Source organism: Saliphagus sp. GCM10025334, assembly GCF_042663485.1.
Lineage (GTDB): Archaea > Halobacteriota > Halobacteria > Halobacteriales > Natrialbaceae > Natronosalvus.
Map to the genome: position 1 here is coordinate 687703 of NZ_JBHTAF010000001.1, position 26751 is coordinate 714453.

The following is a 26751-nucleotide window of genomic DNA, read 5'->3' on the forward strand; positions in this document are numbered from 1 at the left end:
CGCGAATATGGAGCGAGATACTCCTCGATCTACACGGGGTGGCGAGTGCTCAGTACAGGGAACCAGTGGTAGAGAGATATGTCTATATGCTACCACATCCCCTGTTCGGCGAACACGTTTAATAACGAAGAGGGAGAACGCTGTGACAGTTCCAACCATAAAGCGAAATTCATTGATTTCTGTGAGTGAAAATAAATCCGTTCCCGACATTCTGCTTGTAGAGGATAATCCCGGAGATGTTCGACTAACACAGGAAGCCTTCCGGGATGCTAAATTTGACGCGAGATTGCATATCGCCGTCGATGGCATTGAGGCGCTAAATTTCTTGAGAGATGAAGAATCAGCCTGTCCCGATCTTGTATTATTAGATTTGAATCTCCCGCGTAAAAATGGGTTCGACGTAATGAAAGAGATCAGAAACGACCCTGATTTGATTCATCTTCCAATACTTGTGTTGACCAGTTCAACAGCCAAAAAGGATATTCTTTCGAGCTATGAGCGATATGCAAACGCTTACTTAACAAAGCCTGACGATCCGGGATCTTTTATCGAATTAGTACAAATTGTTGAGGAGTTTTGGATTGGAAATGTCCGACTCCCATCATGTTCTTAAGCGGCCAAAGCGAGTCAGCTGGTTGAATACTTAATGGGAAGCTCACATCCGTATGTATCAGTTTGTTCCGCACTGAGTGAGTGAAATGAACTATTTCGGTGTGCCGCATCCATCCTCTGTATCTCGCAAGACGATCCTGACTGTATTCTGGTAAGACGTTCAGACAATGCTGAATACACAGCGCGAGTGTGGCACGAGAGCTGACTCAATTTGTGATGGGGAGGATCGCTCAATACAGGTGACACAGATAGCAGGAACAAGGACATTCCACCTCCTCCCATGAATAATCTATGTTTATGCAAGACACACTCTCACATGGTGCTCCCATGGCTAACAGAAATCACTTACACGTGTGCCTGCACTGCGGGAATGTCATGGCCACGTCATCGAGTACAGGACCGAGAAAATGTGTATTCTGTGATGGGTTTCTTTTCTCGCTATACGAACCACAGTTACCTGTCGTAGAACGGCAGTAGACCTCCCTACTTTTTCTCGTGGCTCCAGCAGTGAGATACGCTCGGTTCGCAGACCTACTGAACGGCTGGTTCACGAGTATACTGGCCGAAACCAACAATCGCTGCATCCATGTTTTGTATTCAGCAGGCAGCTATTGTCATCTACTAAGAGTTTCAACAGAGCCAAATATCTCGATCCGTAAATACAGCAAAAAGATTGACCATCACCTGAGTCTGTTTTCGGAACCGACGATATCATCTCGATTAAGCTCGTCTTTCATACGTTCGCTGTTCTCAGCAAGGCAGATCACGCCTTGATCAGGCTCATAATCCAAGAGATCAACATCATCCATCTTCGGGAGATGCGTCTGCTCCAATGCAACGTAGGCCCTCTTCCAGTCACCTTCCTCGAGATCGTCAACCTGGTAGCCGTGTTCGTGAGCGGAGATCTCCCTGGCGAGTGCAACGAGCGTGGTCTCCTTTTTCTCCAGCAGATACTGGAAGATGAATCGACGTTGCGGATTCTTCATGAGTTCGAAGAAGACGTCGTCACCGATCGGGCCGTCAAACAAACTGAAAAGATCTGAGCCTAACTCGTTTTCAGGCATACTAGAGCCATGGTTAGAGTGGAGGTGAGAAAAATACTAGGTATGCTTGAATTTCTGAGCGCCCCACACTACGAGTTCTGGCGGCGGATACTGTACCCGGTGGATCAACCGGCGTAGCAATCCTCTTTCAGACTTCTCCTCGATCTCAGCATGGCACTCGAGAAACGCTGTCTCACCCAGTTCTTTCAGAGCAACGAGTTCAGCGTGCCCCTCACTGATCCATGAGAACACCAAAAACGGAAGCGTAAACAGCCCAATAGCAAGCAAACCAGATACCACTGCAAGTACCGTATAGTACGCTGACCCGGTTCCAAACAGAACGACGAGAATCTGGGTTCCAGCTGCAAACGGCATAACCAACGCAATCAGCACTGACGGGATCAGCGTCAGATACACGAGAAACTGGAGATACCATGGGAGATCAGCATGCCCTGTTTCATGGACAAAAACGTAGTCCGTCACCTGCTCAGAGTACTCTTCTAAGCGCTGTCTGTTCATCAAGATCGTAGCGAACGGTGTACAGTGTCCGCCTTTGGAGTCCTCAGAATCAAACCAGTAGACCTGGCGTGTCTTCCCATTATACGTGTGTTCTGAGATTTCGTGGATCTTTCCAAACCCGAACCAGGCATACCAGTAAGTAAGTAAATCGATTGCTCGAACCCCCTGTACATTTTCCCTCGTCTTCACGGTAACTACTGGTATGATTTCCTACGTGTTTAATGTTCCCACGTTGAAACCCGGTTTATTCACCGGTACAGAGCTCGGGTTACACGCATAAGCTCAGAGACCATGTCGCGGGAGTTTATAACTCAAGAGGTAGTACTACAGGCCAAGGAAACTCCGGACGCCAACGGGCGAATACAGGGCTTACAGAGGCGCTCGCTAGTAAACCAGGGTTTGCGTTCCCAAAACGTATGGGAAAATCGAACGCATTCGATGCCCGTATATACTAGTTAGTTGATAATTGCTTGCCATGGTCACAACCTGGGTTCAAATCCCAGCCAGCGCATACATACAAAGGGTGCAACACCCTTTTTGGAATCTACGCCCTCGAGGTTCGCCTCTGTCGAACTCGAGCTGGGCGCTTCACCTTTATATAGACTCTCTGAGCCGCGCGGGCATTAGTCGACCTACTGTGAACGAATTGAATGAGAAGTAGACCCCCGGTTCTGGGACTATATTGAAGTATATTGGATAATATCGAATTCACAACAGATGGAGTTATCTGAACTTATTGATAGAAACTGGAATAGCTACGAGCGCAAACGCTTCATCAAGGACGACACGAAAACCAAGACTGACGACTTTGATCCGGAAGCGTTCAAACACGACGGTTTCGACGACCGCGAAGCATATCTGGAGACGTACGCCCCAGCACTTGCCGCTGAGGAACGCCTTGAGCAGGAACTCAACAACTTCACACCCCCGAGGCTTAGTGAGATTAACAACTCACCCTACCAGGCGCTCGTCATCCGGTATGGGATTCTTCGCCAACTCATCCAGCAATCCGACTATAATATGGAGAAGTCAGAACTAATCGATGCTGTTCAGGATTGGCAACGGAATCTCATTGAAGCTCACGACGAAGATTCCTTCCCAGAAAGCGACGACCTTCTCCACATCGCCCAAGCCGCCGTCGACTACAAAAACCAGATCGATGATTCTGAACTCCATATGGTGTTCAGCTACTTCGAACTTCACAACAATGCCCACGACAGCAAACACGAGTACTACACGTGGCTTGATTTCTTCCAGCGACTATCTGCACTCGGCCGGTTTCCAAAAGTCTCCCGATCAGACAGCCCCGAACACGCCCATGATACCATCGAGAAAGGGGTCTGGTCGCTTCAAGAGCAAGCGCTCGTCTACGAGGTCGATGACCCCGATTACAAGGAGCTCGTTGGCATCCCTGAAGACTACATTGACAAGATCCGAGACTGGCTCTATTACGAAATGTCCAACAAGAACTATCGCCAGATGCTCGAAACGCTCGAAGTCTTCGACCGACAGTCCGTGCTGATTGAGGCTCGCGAACGCTTCGGTGTGACTGGGAAAAATTATGGTAAAAACAAGAACCGACGAGAGAACATCGTCCAAGCCGGTGTCTACCCGAGCGAGTTATTGAAAGAAGTCGTACCGAAGGATGCCCTCAAGGAGATTGTCGACAAATACGGGCTCGATGCGCACAAACTGAAGACCGAGGAGATGGTACCGGCGATTATCGAGTATTTTGAGCTTTCACAGAAGTCCGTTGAGGAGGGGCAACCAGCGGTCGACCTCTATTTGGAAGCCTACGAAGACATCGCAGATGGTGCTGTCACTGACGTTCCACCACAACTCCAGGACCTCGTCGAGGCGGATAATCCATCGGAGAAACTGGACGTGCTCTTTGAAGATGCGACCGGAGAGATTTTCCGAGACGTGTTCAATCTCGAGGGAACGAACCAGCTCGGCCAACAGGCAACCGGAGTGGTCGCAGATGGCGAGGTCGAGCAGAACGGCCAGTGGCTTCTCTGGGATAATAAGCGTCGCCGTCAGGAGTTCCGTCTGGGAAGTGATACCCGCAGTAAGATTAAGAATTATATCGATACGAAGAGCGAACAGCACGACGTAGAGTGGTTTCTCATCATCGCTCCTGCCTTCACCGAACAGGCGGCATCGAATGCGTTACAGCTGGAGATGCAAGTCGGAACGGATATTCGATTAGTGCGAGCAGAGGACCTGAAGGCGCTGGCGGAGTTATGGCGAGAGAATTACGCGGCGGACGGACGTGAATTACCGTTGTCGGTCTTCACTGGTTCAGAGATTTTCGGAGTAGAGACTGCGGCTGGCTGGCTTGAAACCCAGTTCTCGTAACATCACGCGAATTAGGAGTTGTAAGCGCTGCTGTCGGCGTGTTCCCACATTCAAACAAGGGTCATTTTGGTTCCACCCTCCTGATTTGTACACTGGGTTGCCCGCTACCAGGTGTCGATTGCTTCTTCGGTGTCTGTCTGATCGGTACAGGCTACTGAGCACCAGCTCAGTCAATAGTTGGGTGCTGCAACAACGGTCTCACACCCCTGATAGGGATATCTACCCCCATTGACATCCTCTGGGGGGGGAGTTACGGTGCCCTGATCGCGCCTCAGCCCTATTTTCACTTGTCAACAGCCCGAGGGCGCAGCTCTCCCTCTACGAGGCAGTGGTTGAGTGTAGAGTCGCAACCCTGTTACTCGCCACGGATTGGAAAGGTCGACTCCGAGTAGAGGCACGTATGTTGCCGCAAGAGTCGATGCCCTACTGTAAGTTTACTCGATCCAGGAGTGAGAGAACGGATGTCCAGATCCCCTTCGACAGCTACTCGAGTTTTTCACCGCAGTGGGGGCAGTATGTCGGCCCCCCGCGGTCAGTATCCCGTCTGGCTTCTTCGATGAACCCTGAGGCCAAAATGGAAGCTGGTAGGGCGAACAATCCAATTCCGAGGAGTGCAACGATCGATCCGACAAACTGTCCCAGCGGGGTCACTGGATGAATATCACCATAACCAACCGTGGTCAAGGTCACGACACCCCACCAGAGCGTCTCTGGGATCGAGGAGAATTGGTCCGGTTGGGCCGAATTTTCGACGAAATACATCATACTCGAGGCGACCAGCAACAGGACGAGCGTCGCTGAGAACGCAATTACGAGATCTTCTTTCTTCGTCCTGAGTACCCGACTGAACGCGCGGATCGATTCACTGTATCGAGCCATCTTGAACAGTCGGAAAAAGCGGAACAGGCGAAGGGCCCGGAGGAACCGCAGATCCGCGGGAAGAACTGCTCCCAGGAAAAACGGAAGGATCGCCAGCAGATCGATGACGAGCATCGGCCGTGCCGCAAATCGCAGTCGGCCCTCAAGCGGGCGGCGAAATGAGGCCCGTGAGGTGCACGCCCAGAGCCGGCCCAGGTACTCGATGCTGAAGATAGCGACCGAGATGACCTCGAGCCAATAAAACTGGGCGGCGTACTGCTCGTAGATAGGATTCACCGTCTCGAGGGCGACTGCGGTAACGTTCACGACGATGAGAGTCATGATGACCCAGTCCAGATAGTAGCCAACTTTCCCACCACGTCGCGCCGCAAACAGGGCATCGACCTGCGATTGAATCGACCGATACGCGTTCGATTGCATATAGTTTCGGCTCCCAGCCAAGTGACTTATGTGTTCTCGCCGAGGGTTGCTTCGCTGGACGGAACACTCAAGCCCCTTCCTGAAACTGCTATGGATATGAAACAAGCGGTACTCGTCGTTCTCGTGGCGCTTCTGGTCGTTCTCGCTGGATGTGCGACCGACACGAGTGGGAACGGAAACGGGGCTGATGACCCGCTTAATGCCGATTCTGAAGAACCAGACACGGATAAGAGCGGGGAGCAGAGTTCTTCGAATACGTCTACCACCACCGACGGCAATGATGACGGGACCGAGGGGGACGATACGGGCGACTCGTCTGAGACGGATGGCACCGACGAACCGATCGAGGATTCCGAGAGCGTCGGCACTGCTCTCGAGGTCACTGCTCTGAATGTCGACGATGTTACACCCGACGAGAAGTATATCGTCCTCGAAAACACGGGTGGCAACCCTGTCGATCTCTCAGGGTTTACCATTCGTGATCGCGACGGCGGGCAGGTCGATGGCGGACTCTCGCCATTTACCTTCCCGAGCGGATTTGTGCTCGAATCCGGCGAATCAGTGACGATAACGACAGGTGAGGGCGACCCGACGACCAGCGATCTCTACTGGGGTTACGGCGTGAATATCTGGCGAGGCGACGGTGACGTAATTCGGCTCGTTGGGCCCAACGGCCAACTCGCGCTCGAACACGCCTACGGAGATATCGACCTCGAGGATCCAGTCGGTGAATCAGATGGAGGCGATGATTCCAATAGTAGGGGAGGTGATGGCAGCAACAGCAGAGTGGACGACGAAACTGGTGAGGTGGAGGGTGAACTCGAGATCCATCACATTGACGTCGGACAAGCGGATTCGACGCTCCTCGTAACCCCGGCGGGTGAGACGATCCTGATCGACACCGGTGACTGACCCCAAGACGGGAGCGAGGTGATCGCGTATCTCGAGGCACAGGGTATTGACCGGATCGATCATCTGATCGCCACCCATAGCCATGCCGATCACATCGGTGGGCACGCCGCCGTGATCGATCACTTCGAGACGAATGGGCAGGGCGTCGGAGCAGCTTACGACTCCGGAATCCTGTCTACATCCGCCACTTACGAGAACTATCTCGATGCGATTGACAAACACAACGTGGACCTGCTCCTCGTCGAAAGCGGTGACGGCCTCCCAATCAAGGGCGACGTCTCAGCCATCGCATTTTCACTGAATCAAACCGACGAGCGAAGCGAGTTGCGTTTCGTGTCCGACACGAGCACGGGATCGGTGTGACGCCATCGAACCAGGCATAGGAGCCCACGGAACTCTCGAGTCGGCGTTTACCTGGCAGATCCCCACACATATTGGAAGTATTCTACATAGATTTTTCATTTATGCCCGATATATACACTCAATCCAAAATATATCGGCAACATTAGTTTATACCAGGTCGTGATATTCATGGGATCGAATGGCACGCGAAACCGGAACAGCTCGATATCACGGAGTGGATGACACATCTGAACTGGGACAACGGCGGTGGTGGGAACCGGCTCGTAGAACGAAGCCGATACCCGATCGTGACGGGTTCGCTCGAGCGCAGCCGACGCCGTCGATGAGAGGAGGAGATTGGTAATGGACTGTCCGTCAAGATGTCGGTTCTTTCAACGACGAGTGTGACGATGGCGGTTTCCAAATATGAGCCATCTGGCGATTCGGGTCTGCTCGAAAACGATCGACGGCGGACGATTTACGAGACCGTCGAGGCCGAGCCCGGTCTCTGTCTCTCCGCCGTGAGCGAGGAAAGCGGCGTCGCACTCTCGACCGTTCGCTATCACGTCCGCGTTCTCGAAGACGAGAACGTGATTCAATCGGTCACAGCCTGCGGGAAACGACGGTATTTTCCGTTCAGTCAGGACGACGTCGAGTTGCGAAGCGTCCTCTTCGAACCGGCAAAGCGACGGGTGCTCGAGGCACTGGCGACGCTGGGTCCGACGCACAATGCTCGCCTCGCTACCGCACTCGAGTGCGACTCGAGTACGGTTTCACACCACCTCTCGATGCTCGAAGACGCCGGCTTCGTCGTTCGGAAGCGCGACGGCCGGACAGTCGTCAACGAACTCGCTCCCACTGTTGAGTCTGTAATATTCGAGGACTGGTCGAATCACGGATCGGACGAGTCCGAGTCGCGACTCGAGGCTGAAGTCGCGTAACCGTCTGCGAAGCGTAGCTGTTTTGACGACTGATTCATCGCTATCCGGACTCCGAGAGGACCCCTGGATGAGTTTGTCAATACCATTTTTATCATGATTATTGTTGACCGCGATAGGTCCGCTGGACCACGCTGCACACGAACTATGATGGAACACGAACACGATGCAAATGACACGCACGAAGCCGAGGCGACCTTCGATACCGTACCGATCAACCGACGCGACTTCGTACGACTCTCTGCTGCACTAGGTGGCGTCCTGGCCTTGCCTGGCAACGCTATCGCTGATCTCGAAGACTCGGCGATGACCGACGAGTACGAGTACGTCGTCAATCACACACCCGACGACTACGCCGTCGCGACGCTGATCCAGTTCGAGGAGGAGTCGGGGATCGACGACCTGCTCGGACTCGACCTCGAGGTCGAGATCGACGACGACTGGATTCTCGAGGAGCCACCCGCAGCCTACGCGCAACTCACGACGGCGGAGGCCGAGGAGGTACTCGAGATTCCAACCGCCGAGGAGTTAAGTTACACGCCCGGGTCGAACCCGTTCTGGCGACTGGGTTACTATCCCCTCGGCGTCTTCCCGGCACCGCACCGCGCTGTCGACTTCATCGACTATGAGCAGATGATCAGCGGGATGGAGTACCTCGAGTCCGAACACGCAGAGCGGCTCAACTTCTACGCCCTCGCGGACGCGGAGAACCCGCACGACGTCGAGTTCGGAACGAGTCCCGGCCACCACAACCGACTGACCGACCGGTACGATCCGAAAGACCTCCACGTCGCCGAGATCACGAACGACATCGACGAAATCCGCGGGACTGAGGAGTTCGAGAATCGTCAGAAGGTGATGTTCGAAGCCTCGATGCACGGCCTCGAGCGCGCCGGCCCCGAGGCGTGTTATCGCTTCATCGAACGAGTCCTCACGGGTCGCGAACAGGAGTTCGAGCGACTGCTGGACGACTGCGTGTTGATCATCCTCTCGTGTAATCCCGACGGCTGGGTGGCCCGCAGTCCGCAGTACGATAGCGGCTGGCAGACCGGGGGACCCGGTGCGACGCATCCCCGGCTTCCCGCGGCGCCACTCCACGAGCGGGGGAACGCCGAGGTGTACGACACGAACCGGCAGTACCCCACCGTCGGGTGGATCGATCCGTCCCACCACCCCGGCGAGCCGGACGAGGACCGCTGGGCGGAGGACAATCCACACGACATCATCGATAAGGTGCCCGACGCGATGGGCGTCGTCGAGCACTTCCGTGGGTACGAAAACCTCACTCACGGCGCCGACCTCCACGCGATGTTCTGGAACTCGGACTTCATCCTGGGGCTCATCAACCAGATCGAGTACACCCAGAACGAGTTCCACGACCTCTACGAGATGAACCGGACCCTGGAGACGAACCTCGAGGAGGCGATGGACGACTGGGAGACGCTCGCCGAGGTCCAGGAGGAGGCCACCGGCAAGTTCAACCCCGAAGTCCTCATGCCCACGCTACCCGAGACGGCCTACGACTACTCGACCATCTGGGACACGATCGGCTACACGATCACCGGCGGGCTCATCGGCTTCATGGGCGCCAGCGAGGACCTGGGCGGCCTCGACGTGACGACGATGGCCTTCGAGATGGCCTACAGCCACATGATCGGGGGAAACGTGTACAATCCCGAGTTGGCCGACAAGTGGGTGACGGGCTACATTGCGGCGATGAAGACGATGACCGACTACGCGCTCCGCGACGTCGACTCCGAGGTCGTCACCCGCGACGGCGAACCCACGGAGATCGCCTACGTGACGACCGACGAACTCACGCGCTCGTCGGACGACCTCTCGTTCCTGCAGGATGACGATACCGATAGCGGCGGAACCGAACTCGCCAGCACCGAGCACGAGCTCGTCGTCGACGCCGAATCCACCGAGACGCTGACGTTCGACGTCGCCGACGACCTGCACACGCTATCGGTACACGCCCACGCGCCGTATGGCCTCGTCGACGTCGTGCTCCGCGATCCGAACGGGAACGAGGTCCGCTCGTACCGCCCCTCGACGTTCAACGGCGATCGACATCACCACATCCCGCCGATGGTCGTGAAAGAGCCGGCAGGCGGTGAGTGGACGCTCGACGTCGAGAGCCTGATGACCGAGGAGGCGACGAAACTCCACGCTCACGTCGGGACGCTGCAGTCGGAGGCCGACAACCCGGATCCTCGAGACGCGCTCGGCTTCGAGCAACAGGAGTACGAGGTGACGCCGCTGGCGTTCTTCGACGACTTCGAGGCTGAGAACGAACTTCTCACCACGGTCGCGCTCACACCCGAAGAGGTGGCCGAAGCGGGGGTCGACGCCGACCACCTCGTCGTCGTCCACGACGACCGCGGCGACGACCCCGAGGGCTACGCAGCAGCGATCGACGACTTCGTCGAGTCGGGCGGCAACCTCGTGGTGACCGACACTGGTCTCCACCTGCTCGCGGACCTGGAGGCCGCACCCGGCATCGGCGAGGGCGACGTTATCGACGAGACGTTCGGCGTCAGTCACCTCGAGGAGAAAGACGAGGAACACCCGCTGCTCACCGACACCCGTCCGATCCAGCGAATGACGTGGAAGGTGGCACCGCTCGGCTACCCGTACGCGAACGACGCGCCGATGACGCTGCTCGACGCGGAGGCCTTCGAGACGTCCGGCGGAACCGTCGCCGGGACGACCGACGACCTGGTGAGCGGCGGTTCGATCTTCACCGACAGCGAGGAGTGGCGTGGTATCCACGCGATCGGCGGAGTCTTTCCCCCAGCCAGCCAGCAGGAACTGCACCCCTTCGGGCTGAAGAACTACGTCCTCTCGTACTTCGGGTTTACCGTCCTGATCAACGCGCTCGGCATGGAGCAGCGACGGTTCGTGAACGGCGAGGTCGTCCGGACGATTGGCGACCGCGAGCAGGGCCCGCCGTTCGCGGTCGACGGCGACCGCGAGGATTCGGGTTCGGTTTTCACCGGCGGGCAAACGAATCGCACCGAACTGGACGTCGAGGCCACCGAACCGGTGCTGGTACGCGACACCGTGCCGGAAGAGTGGACGGTCGACGAGGAGTACGGCGACGTCGAGGCGACGACGCCGGCGTCGAACGGTGGCACGCACGTCTACTTCGGCCTCGAGGACGCTCAATCGGTCTCCGAGAACCTCACGCACTTCGCGGAGGCTCCCGACGACCTACTCGACACCGGTGAGTACACGTTTGGACCGATCGCCGTCTCGCGTGACACCGGTGACGACGGGACGCTCACCGACCGCGAGTGGATTCTGGTCGGTGGTACCGATCGCGACGTGACCGTCGTCGCGGAGGACATCTGATCGTGACGGGGACGGGGCACTCACGCGTGCTTCGACGCGCCGCCGGTTCCTGACACTCGTCGGCGCGTCGGGCGTCGCTGCGGCCAATAGAGGCTCAACTCAGATGACCGTTTTCGGTACGTTCAGCGATAGGATTATCTCCGACTACGGCGAGTACGTCCTTGTGACTACCAGGGACGAAGAGGACGGATCCGGACGAGCGCCCCGGACGGGGATGTCGATTGGGCTCGTACTCGGCGTCGCCATCGGCGTCGCGATGGACGAGTTGGCTATCGGTATCGCTCTCGGAATCGTCCTCGGTGCGAGCATCGACGCCGGCTGGCCGGAAAATCAGCAGTCGTAGGTCGTCCATCGGCTCGAGTGGCAACGGTAGCGAACAGAACCACCTCGCGCTCCAGCGACGAGGCTCGCTGTCACCTCTCGACCCGACACCGATGAGCAAACCTCGAGCCGCCGTAGGAAACAGTCTCCATCGACGGTCTCTCGGCTCGTCGTGACGGTCGTCTCCGTCGCCGAAAAGCTTCTTTTGCGTAGCAGGGGTGCGACGTGTACGCGCGCTGTCGAGAAGCCGAGTCGTGCCTCGCGGAGGACTCCATGAACGAACAATCAACGTACCAGAAGGGTCGGATTCCGCCCGATTTCGACCACGTCAGAAGAGACCTCGTCGACGAGAACCGGGTCGCTGAGTTACTCGAGGAGTACACCATCGGCCGAGACAACCACAAGAATGCGCCCACGTTCGTGATTCGCCCCGATCAGGTCCAGAAGGCGCTCACCACCCTACGCGACGAGGCGGGGTTCGATCACCTCTCGCTGATCACGCCCCAGGAGTACGAGGACCGCTACGAGTCGAACATCCACCTGACGAAGTACGACCGGCGGACGCACGAGGTGACGCTGGTAGTTCCCCTCCCGAAAGACGAACCGGTCTGTCAGAGCGCCGAACCCGTCTTCCGCACCGCGGATTGGCACGAGCGCGAGGCGTTCGACCTGGTCGGAATCCGGTACGATGACCACCCCGACCTTCGCCGAATACTCCTGCCCGAGACGTGGCAGGGGCACCCGCTCTCGCTGGACTACGACCAGGACAAGCCCCAGGTCGTCGACCTGGCGGAACACGTGAACCCGCTCCTGTCCGACCATCACGACGCGGACACGGAAACGATGTTCATCAACGTCGGCCCCCACCACCCCGCGACCCACGGTGTCCTCCACTTGAAGTCCGTCCTCGATGGAGAAACGGTCGTCGACGTCGACCCCGACGTCGGTTACCTCCACCGCTGCGAGGAGCAGATGTGCCAGCAGGGCACCTACCGCTACCAGATCATCCCGTACTCCAACCGGTGGCACTACACGTCGAACCTCCCCAACGAGTGGGCCGTCGCCCGCGCCATCGAGGATCTGGCAGACCTCGAGGTCCCCGAGTACGCGCAGGTGTTGCGGACGATGACGACCGAACTCGGTCGGATGCTGGGTCACTTCCTCGCCGTCGGCACGTTCGCCCTCGACGTGTACGGCGATTTCACGGCCATCTTCCAGTACGCGTTCCGCGACCGCGAGGTCGTCCAAGACATCCTCGAGGACCTCACCGGCCAGCGGATGATGTTCTACTACTTCCGCCTGGGTGGGGTCGCCTGGGATCTGCCCGAACCCCGCGAGGACTTCATCGAGAAAACGCGGAATTTCCTCGACGGACTCCCGCGGAAGATGAACGAGTACGACGCCCTCCTCACGAGCAACGAGGTCTATCAAATCCGGACCGTCGACACCGGCATCCTCGAGCCGGAGGTGGCGAAGGACTACGGCTGCACCGGACCAATCGCGAGGGGGTCGGGCGTCGACTACGACCTCCGGCGGGACGACCCGTACGGCTACTACCCGGAACTCGAGTGGGACGTCGTCACCGAAGACGGCTGTGACAACTACTCGCGCGTGCTCGTACGTCTGGGAGAGGTCGAAGAGAGCGCCAAGATCGTCGAGCAGTGTCTGGACCTGATCGAAGACTGGCCCGAGGACGAACGGACCGTGCAGAGTAACGTCCCCAGGACGATCAAACCGCCGGCGGACGCCGAGACCTATCGAGCGGTCGAAATCAGCACGGGTGAACTCGGCGTGTACATACGGTCGGACGGCTCTAACTCGCCAGCCCGGTTCAAGATCCGAAGCCCGTGTTTCCACAATCTGTCCGCGTTCCCGGAGATGGCCGAGGGGGAGTACGTCGCGGACATGATCGCCACGCTGGGCAGCCTCGACATCGTGCTCGGGAGCGTCGACAGGTGACAGGTCCGCGAGAAATGACGGTGCGGATGCGGTGGCTGCACTTTCAACCCGGTGATCGATGGGGACAATCGTCGCAAATACAGGCGGAGGAATTTCGATGACGCAATCCGTAACCGCCGAACACCGATCCGCGAAGACCGGTTCGACCGCAATCGATCGACCCTTCTGGACGCGCCTCGCGAGCATCGTCGCCGGCGGAACGCTCCTGGCGATCGGGGTGAGAAAGCGTTCGCTCGGCGGAGCGATAGCCGCGGGCGTCGGCGCCCTGCTCTGTTATCGGGGTCTCGCGGCGCGCGACGGGAGTCGATCCGCTCTCGAGTCGGAACCGGACGACGAGCGGAGACGCGACGCGCGGTTCTCCGGCGCGGCCCCGGCGGTAGAGCGTTCGATCACGATCGACCGATCGCCGGAGGAACTCTTCGAGCGGTGGCGCGACCCCGACACCGTGACGAGGGTTCTCGGGCCGGTCGTCGACGTCACCGCGGACGATCCGGACGTCTGGACGTGGCGAATCGCCGGCCCATTCGACCGGCAGTGGACCTGGAAGACGGAGGTCGTCGAATCGGAGCCCGGTACGTTTATCGGCTGGGAGTCGCACGACGACGCGGCGATCCCGAGCTGGGGTACCGTTCGATTCCGGCCCGCGCCCGCGGACCGCGGAACGGTCGTCACGCTCGATCTGAATTTCGATCCCCCCGGCGGGGCGCTCGGTGACGCGGCGGTGAACCGCGGCGGGATCATTCCCGCCACGCTCGTGACGAAGACTCTTCGGCGATTCAAGGCCCTCATCGAGACGGGTGAGATCCCCACGCTCGAGCGAAACCCCTCCGCGCGCGGCTACGGTGATCTGGTATGAGAGCGCTCTGTTGGCACGACGTCAACGACCTGCGGGTGAACGACGTTCCGGAGCCCGAGATCGTCAACCCGCGGGACGTCGTGCTCCGGGTGACGAAGACGACGGCCTGCGGCTCGGACCTGCACTTCATCGACGGCTACCTGCCGACGATGCGCCAGGGCGACGTCATCGGCCACGAATTCATGGGTGAGGTGGCGGAGGTCGGGCCGAGCGTGTCGGACCTCGAGCGAGGCGACCGGGTCGTCGTCCCGTCGTTCATCGGCTGCGGGAACTGCGGCTACTGCGCGGACGATCTCTGGTCGCTGTGTGACAACACGAACCCGAATCCGGAACTACAGGAACCGATCCTGGGTGACGTGACCGCCGGTATCTACGGATACACGCACGCCTTCGGCGGATACGCCGGGTCCCACGCCGAGTACGTTCGCGTCCCGCACGCCGACGAGAACTGCTTTCACGTACCCGACGAACTGGACGACGAGCAGGCGCTGTTCGCCTCCGACGCGTGGGCGACCGGCTACATGGGCGCCGACTTCTGTGACATCGAAGACGGGGACACGGTCGCCGTGTGGGGCTGCGGCGGCGTCGGGCTGATGGCCCAGCAGAGCGCGAAACTCATGGGCGCCGAACGCGTGATCGGGATCGATCGCTTTCCCGAACGGCTACGGCTCGCGCGAACTGAGGCCGGCGCCGAGACCGTCGACTACACCGACGTCGACAGCGTCGTCGACGAACTCGACGCTCGAACCGGCGGTCGCGGCCCCGACGCGTGTATAGACGCCGTCGGGATGGAGGCCCACGGCACGGGCGTCGCTCACGCCTACGACCGGCTCAAACAACGACTCAAACTCCACACCGACCGCGGGGAGGCGCTCCGACAGGCCATCGTCGCCTGTCGGAAGGGCGGCACCCTCTCGATTCTCGGCGTCTACGGACTGATGGACAAGTTCCCCCTGGGAATCGTCACGAACAAAGGGCTCACCGTCCGAACCGCCCAGCAGCACGGCCAACGCTACGTCCCACGGCTGCTCGAACACGCTGCCGAGGGCGAGATGGACCCGTCGTATCTGGCGACGCACGAACTCTCCCTCGAGGACGCACCTCGCGGGTACGAACTGTTCAAACACAAGAAAGACGGGTGCGTGCGGCCGGTCTTCACCCCCTGAGCATCCAGGCTACGTCTCGTCGTCGGATTCGTTGCCGTCAGTTTCGTTGTCGTCAGCACCCTCGCCCTCCTCTTCGTCCTCGTCGATTGGCTCGTCCTGGGTGTCCTCGGTCGCCTCCTCGTCCGCCTCCTGTTCGTCAGCCCCGTCATCGGGTACCGAGATGTCGTCTCCCTCGTCCGGTGACACGATCTTCATGACGACTCCCGTGTCGCCCGACGGAACACCCTCCCGGTTCGCGAGGACGTACACGTTACCGTCGCCGTCCTGGCCGAACTGCCGAACGAAGTAGGGGAAGGAACCGTCGTCGGTCCCCGAGACCTGGAGTTCTTCCATCTCCCAGAGTTCGTCACGGGGTATGGCCTCGACGTCCTCCTCGCCGTCAGCATCGTCGCTCGAGTTGGTATCCGTCGTCTCGTCGTCATCCGAACTTCCGTCGTCCTCCGAACCTCCGTTGTCGTCCGAATCCCCGTCGATAGGCTCGGACGCCGCGAGGAGTCGACCCGCCGGCGCCTGGCGCGCCGGATCAGCCGTCCAGTCGCCGAAGACGTACTTGCCTTGCAACTCCTCGAGCTGGTCGGCCTCGTACACGTGACCGCCGATGATCGTGATCCCGACCGTCTCGCCCTCGTAGACGTGGGGGTACTCGACGATCGGGTCCTGCAGTTCTTGCCCGTTGTACGGCGGTTCGTCGGGAGCGGCGTCCGGACAGTCTGCGGGCGGATCGCTCGGGCTATCCGTACTGAAGCAGTGGGTCCCCTCCTTGACGTTCCAGCCGTAGTTGCCGCCAGCCTCGACGAGGTTCGCCTCCTCGTAGAGGTCCTGCCCGGCGTCGGAGACGAACAGTCGCCCATCGCTGTCGAACGAGATGCCGAACGGGTTCCGGAATCCCCACGCGTAGTACTCGTCGATGGCGTCGTCTACGTCGACCAGAGGGTTGTCGTCCGGGACGGCGTAGGGTTTGTCGTCGCCCTCCGCGTCGACGTCGATCCGATGGATGCCGCCGAGGAGAGTATCGGTGACGTTCTGTCCGTTTCCGCCCGCGTTCTCGTCGTACCAGTCCTCGAGGTGGCCCTCCATGTCGTCGTTCGCGCCGCCGCCGTCGCCCATCGGCACGTACAGGTAGCCGTCGGGTCCGAAGGCCATCGGGCCCGCGTCGTGGTTGTACTGCGGTTTCTGGAACTCTAGGAGGACGGTCTCCGAGTCCGGGTCGCCTTCACTCCGGTCGCTCGACGCGTGGAACTCCGAGATGACTTCGACGTGACTCCAGCCATCGGCCGTCTCGTCGTTCGGCGGCGCGCTATAGTGAACGAAGAAGCGACAGTTCTCGGCGAAGTTCGGGTGGACTTCCACGCCGAGGAGACCCCGTTCGTCGTAGTCCTGGTTCGGATCGGCGTACGATCCTTCGAACGTCCCGAGTTCGACCAGCCGGTCGCTCACGTCGAGGAACGGTTCCTCCCGCCGTCCGTCGCCATCGACGAGCCAGAGCTCGCCCGTTTGATCGGCGACGAGGTACTGGTCCTGGTCCTGGTCCTGGCCCCCACCGATCACGGCAAAGTCGGTCGGCGCCGTCAGGCCCTCCGCGACCGACTGGAGCCCGATTTCGACCCCCGGATCGAAGAACGCCGGCACTTCGCCGTCTTCCGATTCGTCACCGGTTTCGTCGTCGGTTTCACCGCCGATCGAGACCTCCCCGCGCATCGTCCCCGCGTGCGGTTCACAGTAGTACTCCGCCATCTCGCTCGTCGCCTCGAACTCGAGCGTCTGGGTCTCCCCTTCCTCGGCCAGGAGTTCGGTGCGCTCGAGTTCCTCGCCATCGCCGTCGACGATGACGATGTTGTGCGCCTGGCCGTCGAGATTCTCCCACGTGAGTTCGTAGGTCGCCCCCTCCTCGAGTTCCAGCGTGGGATTGGTTTCGCCTTCGAGCGCGTCCGGCGCGATTCCTTGCCACCCGCTCGTCTCGCCCCCGAGTTCGATCAGCTCGCTCTCCTGGGCGAGGGTCGTATTACCGACCGCGGCGAAACCGCCGGCGGCGGCAGTCGCTTGCAGCAGTCGTCGCCGCGTGGTCGGCCACCACCGGGAGTTCTCGGTTCCCGCGGAATCGTACGGACGGGTCGGTCGCTCGTCGCCTGGCTGTTCGCTCATAACGCTCGACACGGCGAGGGACGAATGGATAAACGCCACCAATCATTCCCGTACTTTTCTCGTTCAATCGGTTGTTGTCCCTGGACTGTACGAAGAGCACAGGTGGACGCAGACGTAACGTCGAGTTACACGATGCCGTCGTCGAATCCGGTCCGTCGCGGCCGACTACCCGGTCGATCCTTCCGGCGATCGTATTGCACCACTTCTCGCCTCCAGAACGAACGAAACAGCGCGTTTACCGGAATACATCGATTGGACTATCGACGGCGACGGGCCCTGACCGTGATCGAAGTCGACGCCGTCGTGGATGTCGATGGCCGCTCGCACTCCCCGCGGGACGGCCGAAGCAGCAGAGAGGGGAATATAAACGTAACTCGAGCACGTTGACGTCACAAGAGTGAACGTAGATGTCCAGTGATCTCTCCATCCAGACGACGCACGTCGGAAGTCTTCCCCGGTCGGACGCCCTCCGCGAAGTGTTGCGCCGCGACGACGATTCACGTTCAGAGGCGTTCGAAGCCGCCGTCGGCGAGGCGGTCCGCGACGTGGTTCGCAAACAGGCCGAAGCAGGGATCGACGTCGCGAACGACGGCGAACAGAGTCGACTCGCGTACTCGGTCGACGTGACGAACCGCCTCTCCGGGTACTCAGATCGCTTCGCCGAGCGCGACCTGCCGGCAGACCTCGAGGAGTATCCCGAGTTCGCCGAACACGCACTGGGTGACATCGACAACATCGGCGGACCGATCGCCACGGGCCCCATCGAGTACGTCGGGGAGGAGGCCCTCGAGCGAGACCTGACTCGCTTCGACGAGGCAGTCGAGGAGACGGGCGTTTCCTTCAGTGATCGATTCCACACCGCGCCGTCGCCGGGGGCCGTGCTCCGGTTCACCGACTCGACGTATCACGACTCGAACGAGGAGTACATCTTCGACCTCGCGGAGTCGCTCCAGACCGAGTACGAGATCATCGTCGACAGCGGCGCCCAGTTACAGATCGACGCGCCGGAGCTGCTCGCCGGGTTCACGATCACCTACAAGGACGCCTCGACCGACGAGTTTCGCGACCAGGTCGAGACCTACGTAGAGGCGATCAACGTCGCACTCGGTGACGTCCCGTCCGACCGCGTTCGACTCCACGCCTGCTGGGGAAACTACCCGGGTCCCCACCACCACGACGTGGCGCTCGGCGATGTCATCGACAAATTCTACGAGGCCGACGTTTCGGGTCTGGTCGTCGAAGGAGCGAACCCCCGACACAACCACGAGTACCGGACGATCGCGGAGCATCCGCTCCCCGACGACTGGACGCTCGTCCCCGGCGTGATCGACGTGAAGACGAACGTCGTCGAGCACCCCGAAGTCGTCGCAGACCGACTCGAGCGATTCGCCGAGAGCGTCGGTGATCCGTCGCGAATAGTCGCCGGTTGCGACTGTGGCTTCGAGACGGTGATGACTGCGAACCTCGTCTATCCGGACCTCGTCTGGAAGAAACTCGAGTCGCTCGTCGAGGGTGCGGAACTCGCCTCGAGTCGGCTCGCGTGACCGGACTGGTCCATTGGAGCTGGCTGCGGCGTCAGTGATTCGAGACGGTCGCGGTTTGCGGTTCGCAGTGCGGGTGGTCGCGGTTCGCTGTGTTTCCGCCTCTGGACGATTTCCCTTCGGACGATCGCCGACTCCCGAACGAATTGGAAGAGTCGGAAGCCAGACGAATCAGGAGAACGTAATCGCTCGAGCAAACGCCAGATGACATCGGTGTAACCAGGTGAAACTGGTGTTCGCGAAAGTATATCGGGTTCACACTCGAGTTTCAAACAGAACATCGTGACAGCCACCAGCCGGATCGACAACGGACCGACGAACACCGCCAGCTGCCGACGAGGACCACGAATCGCATGACTGACCACCTGCCGGATTCGACGCGCATCGGCCGCACCGCGCTGACTGTCGCGGACCTCGAGGAATCGATCGAGTTCTATCGAGACGTCGTCGGGCTCGTCGTCCGAGCGAAGAGCGAGACGGCGGCGACACTCGGCACCGAGACGGAACCGCTGCTCGAGCTACGCCGAGACGCCGATGCCCCACCTCGCAATCGGAGCCAGGCAGGGCTGTTCCACAACGCCTTCGAGGTCACCTCGAGGACCGCGCTCGGGGCCGTGCTCGATCGGATCCGCGACCGCTGGACGCTAAACGGCGCCTCCGACCACTACGTCAGCGAGGCGCTATACCTCGACGACCCCGAAGGCAACGGCGTCGAGATCTATCGCGACCGACCGCGGTCGGCGTGGCCGCGACGCGAGGACGGAACGGTTCGAATCGGCACGATTCCACTGGATCTCGAGGCCGTCGCCGCCGCCTCGGACGGAGCGACGACCGTTCCCGACGGGACGACGATCGGTCACGTTCACCTCGAAACGACCTCGCTCGAGGCCGCTCGAGAGTTCTACGTCGATACACTGGGATTCGAGGTTCAGACCGAACTCGACGGTGCCTTGTTCGTCTCGGCGGGCGGCTATCACCACCACCTGGGCGTGAACGCGTGGGCCGGAAAGTCGCAGCCGCGACCGGCGGACGGCCGCGGGCTAGCATGGGTCGAACTCCTCGTTCCGAGCGCGGCAGCCCTCGAGATGGTCCGTGACCGGCTGGACGCTACCGACGCCTCCACAACGGAGCGTGAGAACGGATTCGAGACCACCGATCCGGACGGAGTCACGGTCCGCGTCGAGCGCGCGTGAGCCATCGCGAGCATCCGTCGTCTCTGGCGCCTCTCCGACACGAAATCGACGCGTATCGGCGCTTATCCCACATGTTTAGGGACTACCTTTAGGCGGGTCTGGAAGTAAAAGACGTGTGTGCAGACGTTCAGACCAACGGAGCCCGTCGACATTCTCCTCATCGAGGACAACCCAGGTGACATTCGACTCACCGAGGAGGCGTTCAAATCAGCTCTGAACGAGGTGCGCTTTGAGATTGCGACGGACGGCGAGGAAGCCGTTCGATTCTTACACGAGTGCCAACAGGACGACGAACGATCCTTTCCCGATCTGATCTTGCTGGACCTGAACCTCCCTCGACTCGACGGATTTGCGATTCTCGAGATGCTCAAAGACGACTTCGACCACCCGTCTCCACCGGTGTTAGTCCTCTCGAGTTCGACGGCCAGGGAGGACATCGTCAAATCGTACGAGCGGGCAGCCAACGCCTACCTGACCAAGCCCGATTCGCCGGACGAGTTCGATACGATGGTGCGAGCGGTCGAGGATTTCTGGATCGAGTCGGTACAGCACCCGCCAATCGAGTCCTGAGGCGGAGAGCCGTCATCGGGGATCGTCGCGTCCCGCGCGTCCGACTCGCTGTCGGCGCTAACCGATCGTCGATAGACGCTTTCGATTCACCTTAGAAGGGACTCCTCGGAGTAACAGGTTCTGGGCCGTCGTACACAGGTTACACTCGAACGGTATTCACAGTCGTGCGGTATTGGCAGAGCGTCGAACTTTCACTCACGGCTCGAGTTCGACGACGTCGTCGAAGAGATGCGTAAGTGTCATGATCGTCTCCCTGTCGTGGACCGACGAGTCGACGTGGACGTATGCGACGGCGTCGGCCCGGCGAATCTCCTCGAGGGTCACGTGCAGGAATCGGAAGGTCATCTCGAGACCCTTTCGCTCGAGGAGGGGTGTGAGCGATTCGAACCAGAGGATCGGGTGCTGGTGGGGGCTCGAGTTCGAGTCCTCGAGTGCACCCTCGCTCTCGTCCCACCGCGAAAGCGCGTCGCCAATCGCGATGCCGATGCCGGTGACGTCCTCGGTACCGACGGTGAGGATGTGCGCCTGGGGGAGTTCCACGGAACTGGTGCCGGCAGCTATCGAGCGGGTGACCTCGCCGATCGAGACGATGCCGAACTTGCTCGGGAAGTCGCCGATACGCGACCGCCAGGCGTCCAGGATCGCCTCGGCCGTGTGGGCGCGCGAGACGACGACCGTTGGCCGCTCGTCGTCGGTCTCGCCGGTCGGATCGTGAGAACGAATGTCCTCGACGGTGGTGACGATGTCGGAGGCGCCCATGGAGGGGCTGACGACCAGCACGCTCGAGCCCGGGTCGTACTGATCGAGCGCTGCCGGAGGAGAACGTCCCATAGGAACCCCTTGTCGGTCCTCGTAATAAAGCGCCCGGCCGTGACAGCCCAGGACAGAGTAAATATTACCACACCGATCTCCGAGGAATTGGCAGGTCCGTCGATAGTGGTTGCCTGAATGCCCGAAGAGAAAACGACGTACGCACTTGAAACGCAACCACAAACGGTTACCTCTCGTCCGAATGTACCCTCGAGTTTAAGCGGTTTCGTGCGTAAGTCAGTCGCATGCTCACCGACGACTTCGGGCGCGAGGTTTCCGGGGTACGCATCTCGCTCACCGATCGGTGTAACTTCGACTGCATCTACTGTCACAACGAGGGACTGGGGGACACGCGGGGGCCGATGGACCCGCGAGAAAACGAGATGGGAACCGACGACGTCGTCCGCTTTCTCGAGGTCGCCGCCGAGTTCGACGTCGAGGCCGTCAAGTTCACCGGCGGCGAGCCGATGTTGCGTGACGACCTCGAGGAGATCATCGAGCGAACGCCCGACTCGATGGCCGTCTCGCTGACGACCAACGGGACCTTCCTGCCCGACCGCGCCGAAGCGCTCGTCGACGCCGGACTCGAGCGGGTGAACGTCTCCCAGGACGCCCTCGACCCGGAGGCATTCGCGGCGGTGACGAAGAGCGGAGCCTACGACCGGGTGATCGAGGGCGTCGAAGCGGCGCTCGAGGCCGGCCTCGATCCGGTCAAACTCAACATGGTCGTGTTCGAACACACCGCGGGGTACGTCCCGCAGATGGTCGAGCACGTGGCCGAAAACGATGGCTTGCAGCTCCAGTTGATCGAGTACATGCCCGAGTTGACCGGCAAGCCCGAGTGGAACGTCGAAATCGAACGCGTCCACGACTGGCTGGCCGACCAGGCCGAGGCGATCGAACACCGCGAGATGCACGACCGGAAGCGCTACTGGATCGGCCAGGAGGACGGGGACGGCCGCGGGATGGTCGAGATCGTCGACCCCGTCGAGAACCCGACGTTCTGTGCGAACTGTCACCGCGTCCGCGTGACCCACGAGGGGTACCTCAAGGGCTGTCTCAACCGCAACGACGACTTGCGTCCGATGGGCGAGATGACCAAACCCGAGATTCGCGAGGCGTTCCGCGAGGTCGTCGCCAATCGCGTGCCCTACTACGGCGAGTACATGGTCCGGAACGCGAGTGGAGAGTGGGAACTCAACGACGAGTACATCGACGTCGGCGCCTGATTCGCGACTCGCGGAAGAACGTTACTTGGTGCCCTGGCGCAGCCACGAGGACGAACGCTACTTGAGCGCAGCCACGAGGAAGACGACCGCAAGCAATAGCAACACGACGCCGCCGGCGGGTTGTCCGCCGCCGCCGAAGACGTACACGCCGTACCCGAGCGTCGCCGCGACCAGCCCGACCGAGAGACTCGAGACGACGTGGACGGCCTCAAGGCGGCGGGTGTCGGTTTCGCGGCCGAGTTGCTCGCCGAGTTCGACGGCGCTCCGGCCGAGGTCCAGGGCGACGAGGGCGGCGATGGCACCGACGACCGTCACTTCGGGGGGCATCCCCTGCAACCCACCGAGGACGACGGCGACGAACAACAACCCGGCGCCGGCGTCGGTCGCGTCGGTGATCCCCCACACCAGGCCCGCGGCGAGCGAGGCGGTTCCGATCACGGCGACGACCGCGCCGGCCGGCGACCCAACGGCGGTCGTTCCGACGACGATCACTGCGGCGAGAGCCGCCCCGAGACTCGCGATCCGCGTCGGTCGCCTGGTCAGTTCGTTCATCGGCGACCACCCGCGTTCGCTCGAGCGACCACCTCGTCGATCGTCTCCGATGGCTCCCAGTCGATCACGGGGACGCCGGCTCGCTGGAGGTCGAACCGCCTAATGCGGCGGGCGACGCGGGCAAGTTGCTGGCTGGTCGTCCGTTCGGCCGTCGGGTTCGGACTGATGACGGTGAGCGCGTGGCCCCTGGCATCCAGGCGACGGACGATCCGGGCCGCGGCGGCGTCACAGAGAGGACTGAGGAAGACGATCTGGGTCTCGGCGGCGAGGCGACGACGGATCATCCGCAGTTGGGGTCGCCACTGGGTCTCATCGCGGGGCGGCTCCGTCGAGAACTGTTCGTGGGACGCGAGCGCCTCACTGAGCCGGATTCGATGATGCTGTCCCGACGAGGGGGCGATCCAGCACGTCTCGCGCAAGTTGAGTCGCTGGTTGGCTTCCCGGTTGACGGGGCCGAGTGCGGCCAGCCCGACCGTATCGCCAGTGTCGAGCAACGACGCGGCGATCCGGCCGGCCGCTTCGACGGACCGATCGATGGCGTGGGCAGCGTCGGGCTGGTGTGCGAGGTAGGAGGCCTTCCGCGCGTCGATCAACACGAGGACGCGAGCGGCCCGCTCCTCGTGGAACTCGAGGGTCGCAAGTTCGCCCGACCGGGCGTGACGATTCCAGTCGATCCGGTTGAGCGGGTCGTTTCGCCGGTACTCGCGAACCGAGTGAAATTGCATCCCCTCTCCCGAGTCGGCGGTCGTCAGCTGACCGGAAAACGCCGCGGCGGCGGGTCTGAGCGGGACTGCGGTCGTGAGCGCCTGGAGCGTGGGTTCGGCGACGATGGTCGTCTCCGTCTCGGTCGTGAGATACGATTCGCGTTCGCTCGAGCGCGAGAGGTCGCGCGTGAGCGCGAGCGCCGGGTCGAACGTGTGTTTCCCACGACGGGCCGTGACGGTGTACTCGAGGGTCACCGAGTCGTGCGGGCGAAGTGACGTCCCGAGTCGCGCCGAACCCGACTCGAGTGCGAGCCCCGCGGGAATCCCGTCGACGAAGCGAAGGTCCGGGACGAATCCGTTCGAGTCGTTGGTGATCGTCACCGTCACCGTCACCTCCTCGCCCGGATCAGGGTGGTCGTCGCTGAGCGTGCGCTCGAGGATGAGGTCGGGGTTCGGGGCGTCCCGAAGGTGGGCGAAGCCGGCGTAGCCGACCCCGACGACGCCGGCGAGAACGGCGCCCGGCGACTGGGCGACGGCACCGACGCCGACGGCGAAGAGCGCGAGGCCGCCGACGCCCGTCCAGTACCCGGTTTCGCGAACCGACCGTTCGACCCGGCCGGTGAACGAGTCCTGGGTCGTTCGTGGGGTGACGTCCTCCAGTTCTTCCGGGTCGTACTGCGGGATCGAGTCGGGCAGTACCTGATCGCCGAGGCCGCCGTACCCGATCGCCGCGATCGAGGCCGCCGTTCGCCGGACGTTCTGCCGGAAGGTCGTTTCGCGGTCGAGTCCGGCCACGAGCCGATTTCGGAGGGACGTCTTCGGGGGCTCGAGGTCCGGCGAGAGAAACGCGGCGACGCGTTCGTCGGCCGTCCAGGTGCCCGATTCTATGCGGTCCCGCGCGTCTTCCGTCGAGAGCCCATCGAACCGCGTGAGGACCGCCATCGCCGCCTCCCGGAGCCCGTCGACGATGCGTCTCGAGCCGGAGACGAATCCGTAGGAGTCGGTTCGAAACTGGGCGATGGCGCTCGAGAGCGTCCGCCCGGGCACGGGGACGGTCGTCCGGTGTTCGGGGTCGGTCGTCGTCGTCAGGTCGCGCTCGGTGCGGCGACGGCTGAATCCACTCACCGCGACCAGGATTGCCAGCACGCCTATCAGACCAATCAGGCTCTGGCTGACGTTGAAATCGGTCGCGCCGACGAGAACGAGTACGCCGGCGAGAAACACGAATACGCCGACGGCGAGCGGCAAACGGCGGGTCATCTGTCGTCACCTCGACCGTCTCGGCTGGCAGCGTCCGTTTCGCCGTAGGTCGACTCGATCGCTCGCAGGATCGAGACCGCCCGTTCTTCGCGTTCGTCGGTCGTGTCCTCGTGACCGTAGCGAACGGCCTCGAACAGGCCTGTGAGTTCCTCGACGTGGTCGCGCTCGAGGCCCGCATCGACCGCGACGGCCGCGAACTCGCGGGGCGTCGTCGACTCGGGACGGTCGACCTCGAGGAGGTCGGTCATCTCGCGCCAGGCGCGGTAGATTTCGTTGTCGACGCCCGTCGAGGACTCGTCGGCGATCCGGTCCGCAGCACGACCGGCGGCAGCCGCGACTGCCGCCCGTTCCGTGTTCGTGCCGTCCTGGCCTTCCTCGACGGACGCGGTCCCCCCCGTGGACGATCCACGTTTGCTCAAGACCAGTCCGCCGACGAATATGGTCGCGACGAGGGCCAGCACACCGAGGAGGGGGCCGAAATTGAGCGGAACGTCCGTCTCGCGTGAGCCGGTTCCTGAGGTTCCTCCGCCACCAGAACTGTTGTTCGACGTGTTGTACGTCTGGTTCTGTGTGACGAACTCCGGCTGCTCGCCGTACTTGAGGAGGAGATAGACGATTGTGGACAGAATCAACGTGATCAGAATCGTGGCGGCACCAATTTTCACGAGATCTCGACGGTTAGAAATTAGGTACCACACGACCACGAGGGCGAGCATGATTAGTAACGCGTACACGAGATACTGCAGGAACTCGGGGGGCGTCCCTGGCTCGTCACCCCTGTTGTCACTGTAGGGCTCCCCCTCGCTTGCCCCCTGGCCTGACCCTTCGCCGTCGCCGTCGCCGAACCCGGTTCCGTCGCTTCCGGGATCGATGGGCGTGGTGATGGTCGCGGCGACGAGGCCGATCGCGACGATCACGAGGAGGGCAACCGCCAGCCGCAAGAGCGTTTCTGTGGAAGGCACCGATTGTCAGTCCGTTGTTCCTAGTTCCTAATAAGTCGTAGCATTTCGGTGTGATAGCACGCGACTCGAGACTGACGAATCACGGCCTTTCGTTGCCCTTAAGTAC

The 26751-nt window shown here is 61.0% G+C and carries 20 protein-coding genes and 2 pseudogenes; 14 read left to right on the forward strand and 8 right to left on the reverse strand.

Going from position 1 to position 26751, the window contains the following annotated elements:
• Window positions 1-172 precede the first annotated feature (172 nt).
• The gene (locus ACFQO4_RS03145; protein WP_500260448.1) at window positions 173-613 is read left to right on the forward strand and encodes a response regulator; all 441 of its coding nucleotides are present in this window, start codon (window positions 173-175) and stop codon (window positions 611-613) included.
• Between the two features lie 679 nt (window positions 614-1292).
• Here the strand turns inward: ACFQO4_RS03145 and ACFQO4_RS03150 are convergent.
• Both ACFQO4_RS03150 and ACFQO4_RS03155 read right to left on the reverse strand, forming a co-directional pair.
• Complete coding sequence (locus ACFQO4_RS03150; protein ID WP_500259536.1) at window positions 1293-1676, reverse strand: DUF7344 domain-containing protein; 384 nt, start codon at window positions 1674-1676, stop codon at window positions 1293-1295.
• Window positions 1677-1712: 36 nt separating this feature from the next.
• Entirely contained in the window at window positions 1713-2363 is a 651-nt protein-coding gene (locus ACFQO4_RS03155; RefSeq protein WP_500259537.1) for a hypothetical protein, read from the reverse strand.
• A gap of 528 nt (window positions 2364-2891) precedes the next feature.
• On the opposite strand from ACFQO4_RS03155, the gene ACFQO4_RS03160 reads away from it, so the two are divergent.
• Window positions 2892-4532, forward strand: coding sequence for a restriction endonuclease FokI C-terminal domain-containing protein (locus ACFQO4_RS03160; RefSeq protein ID WP_500259538.1), 1641 nt, complete (start codon window positions 2892-2894; stop codon window positions 4530-4532).
• Between the two features lie 483 nt (window positions 4533-5015).
• Here the strand turns inward: ACFQO4_RS03160 and ACFQO4_RS03165 are convergent, their stop codons facing one another.
• Window positions 5016-5831 carry an ion transporter gene (locus tag ACFQO4_RS03165; RefSeq protein ID WP_500259539.1) on the reverse strand — a complete coding sequence of 272 codons (816 nt, stop codon included), beginning with the start codon at window positions 5829-5831 and terminating at the stop codon, window positions 5016-5018.
• A 96-nt stretch (window positions 5832-5927) separates the two neighbouring features.
• Here ACFQO4_RS03165 and ACFQO4_RS03170 point away from each other — a divergent pair.
• The 8 genes and pseudogenes from ACFQO4_RS03170 to ACFQO4_RS03205 all read left to right on the forward strand — a co-directional run.
• Window positions 5928-6521 (forward strand): annotated as a pseudogene (locus ACFQO4_RS03170) (lamin tail domain-containing protein); the annotation flags it as partial.
• A gap of 96 nt (window positions 6522-6617) precedes the next feature.
• A pseudogene (locus ACFQO4_RS03175) lies at window positions 6618-6998 on the forward strand (ComEC/Rec2 family competence protein); the annotation flags it as partial.
• Between the two features lie 497 nt (window positions 6999-7495).
• The gene (locus ACFQO4_RS03180; RefSeq protein WP_500259540.1) at window positions 7496-8026 is read left to right on the forward strand and encodes a winged helix-turn-helix transcriptional regulator; all 531 of its coding nucleotides are present in this window, start codon (window positions 7496-7498) and stop codon (window positions 8024-8026) included.
• Between the two features lie 147 nt (window positions 8027-8173).
• Entirely contained in the window at window positions 8174-11380 is a 3207-nt protein-coding gene (locus tag ACFQO4_RS03185) for a M14 family metallopeptidase (protein WP_500259541.1), read from the forward strand.
• A 163-nt stretch (window positions 11381-11543) separates the two neighbouring features.
• Window positions 11544-11723 (forward strand): glycine zipper domain-containing protein, encoded by a 180-nt coding sequence (locus ACFQO4_RS03190; RefSeq protein WP_500259542.1) that lies wholly within the window; start codon window positions 11544-11546, stop codon window positions 11721-11723.
• 251 nt (window positions 11724-11974) lie between these two features.
• Complete coding sequence (locus ACFQO4_RS03195) at window positions 11975-13660, forward strand: NADH-quinone oxidoreductase subunit D (RefSeq protein ID WP_500259543.1); 1686 nt, start codon at window positions 11975-11977, stop codon at window positions 13658-13660.
• Window positions 13661-13757: 97 nt separating this feature from the next.
• Window positions 13758-14516, forward strand: coding sequence for an SRPBCC family protein (locus ACFQO4_RS03200; RefSeq protein WP_500259544.1), 759 nt, complete (start codon window positions 13758-13760; stop codon window positions 14514-14516).
• The gene (locus ACFQO4_RS03205; RefSeq protein WP_500259545.1) at window positions 14513-15682 is read left to right on the forward strand and encodes a zinc-dependent alcohol dehydrogenase; all 1170 of its coding nucleotides are present in this window, start codon (window positions 14513-14515) and stop codon (window positions 15680-15682) included. The genes ACFQO4_RS03200 and ACFQO4_RS03205 overlap by 4 nt, the downstream gene beginning before the upstream one ends.
• Window positions 15683-15691: 9 nt before the next feature.
• On the opposite strand, the gene ACFQO4_RS03210 is transcribed toward ACFQO4_RS03205, so the two are convergent.
• A complete protein-coding gene (locus ACFQO4_RS03210) occupies window positions 15692-17824 on the reverse strand; it encodes a PQQ-dependent sugar dehydrogenase (RefSeq protein WP_500259546.1) in 2133 nt (710 codons plus the stop codon).
• A 407-nt stretch (window positions 17825-18231) separates the two neighbouring features.
• Between ACFQO4_RS03210 and ACFQO4_RS03215 the strand changes: the two genes are divergently transcribed.
• The 3 genes from ACFQO4_RS03215 to ACFQO4_RS03225 all read left to right on the forward strand — a co-directional run bounded on the left by ACFQO4_RS03215 (window position 18232) and on the right by ACFQO4_RS03225 (window position 21128).
• Window positions 18232-19368, forward strand: coding sequence for a cobalamin-independent methionine synthase II family protein (locus ACFQO4_RS03215; protein WP_500259547.1), 1137 nt, complete (start codon window positions 18232-18234; stop codon window positions 19366-19368).
• Between the two features lie 350 nt (window positions 19369-19718).
• On the forward strand, window positions 19719-20558 hold the full coding sequence (locus ACFQO4_RS03220) for a VOC family protein (RefSeq protein WP_500259548.1): 840 nt from the start codon (window positions 19719-19721) through the stop codon (window positions 20556-20558).
• Window positions 20559-20675: 117 nt separating this feature from the next.
• The gene (locus ACFQO4_RS03225; protein WP_500259549.1) at window positions 20676-21128 is read left to right on the forward strand and encodes a response regulator; all 453 of its coding nucleotides are present in this window, start codon (window positions 20676-20678) and stop codon (window positions 21126-21128) included.
• A 195-nt stretch (window positions 21129-21323) separates the two neighbouring features.
• Here the strand turns inward: ACFQO4_RS03225 and ACFQO4_RS03230 are convergent, their stop codons facing one another.
• Window positions 21324-21959 carry a DUF7504 family protein gene (locus ACFQO4_RS03230; protein ID WP_500259550.1) on the reverse strand — a complete coding sequence of 212 codons (636 nt, stop codon included), beginning with the start codon at window positions 21957-21959 and terminating at the stop codon, window positions 21324-21326.
• A gap of 224 nt (window positions 21960-22183) precedes the next feature.
• On the opposite strand from ACFQO4_RS03230, the gene moaA reads away from it, so the two are divergent.
• Complete coding sequence (gene moaA, locus ACFQO4_RS03235; protein WP_500259551.1) at window positions 22184-23167, forward strand: GTP 3',8-cyclase MoaA; 984 nt, start codon at window positions 22184-22186, stop codon at window positions 23165-23167.
• A gap of 57 nt (window positions 23168-23224) precedes the next feature.
• On the opposite strand, the gene ACFQO4_RS03240 is transcribed toward moaA, so the two are convergent.
• Genes ACFQO4_RS03240 through ACFQO4_RS03250 form a run of 3 tightly spaced genes read right to left on the reverse strand, consistent with a single transcriptional unit; the run spans window position 23225 to window position 26645 of the window.
• The gene (locus ACFQO4_RS03240) at window positions 23225-23719 is read right to left on the reverse strand and encodes a DUF7519 family protein (protein ID WP_500259552.1); all 495 of its coding nucleotides are present in this window, start codon (window positions 23717-23719) and stop codon (window positions 23225-23227) included.
• Window positions 23716-25683 (reverse strand): DUF7269 family protein, encoded by a 1968-nt coding sequence (locus ACFQO4_RS03245; protein ID WP_500259553.1) that lies wholly within the window; start codon window positions 25681-25683, stop codon window positions 23716-23718. The genes ACFQO4_RS03240 and ACFQO4_RS03245 overlap by 4 nt, the downstream gene beginning before the upstream one ends.
• On the reverse strand, window positions 25680-26645 hold the full coding sequence (locus ACFQO4_RS03250; RefSeq protein WP_500259554.1) for a DUF4129 domain-containing protein: 966 nt from the start codon (window positions 26643-26645) through the stop codon (window positions 25680-25682). Before ACFQO4_RS03250 ends, ACFQO4_RS03245 begins: the two co-directional genes overlap by 4 nt.
• Window positions 26646-26751 lie beyond the last annotated feature (106 nt).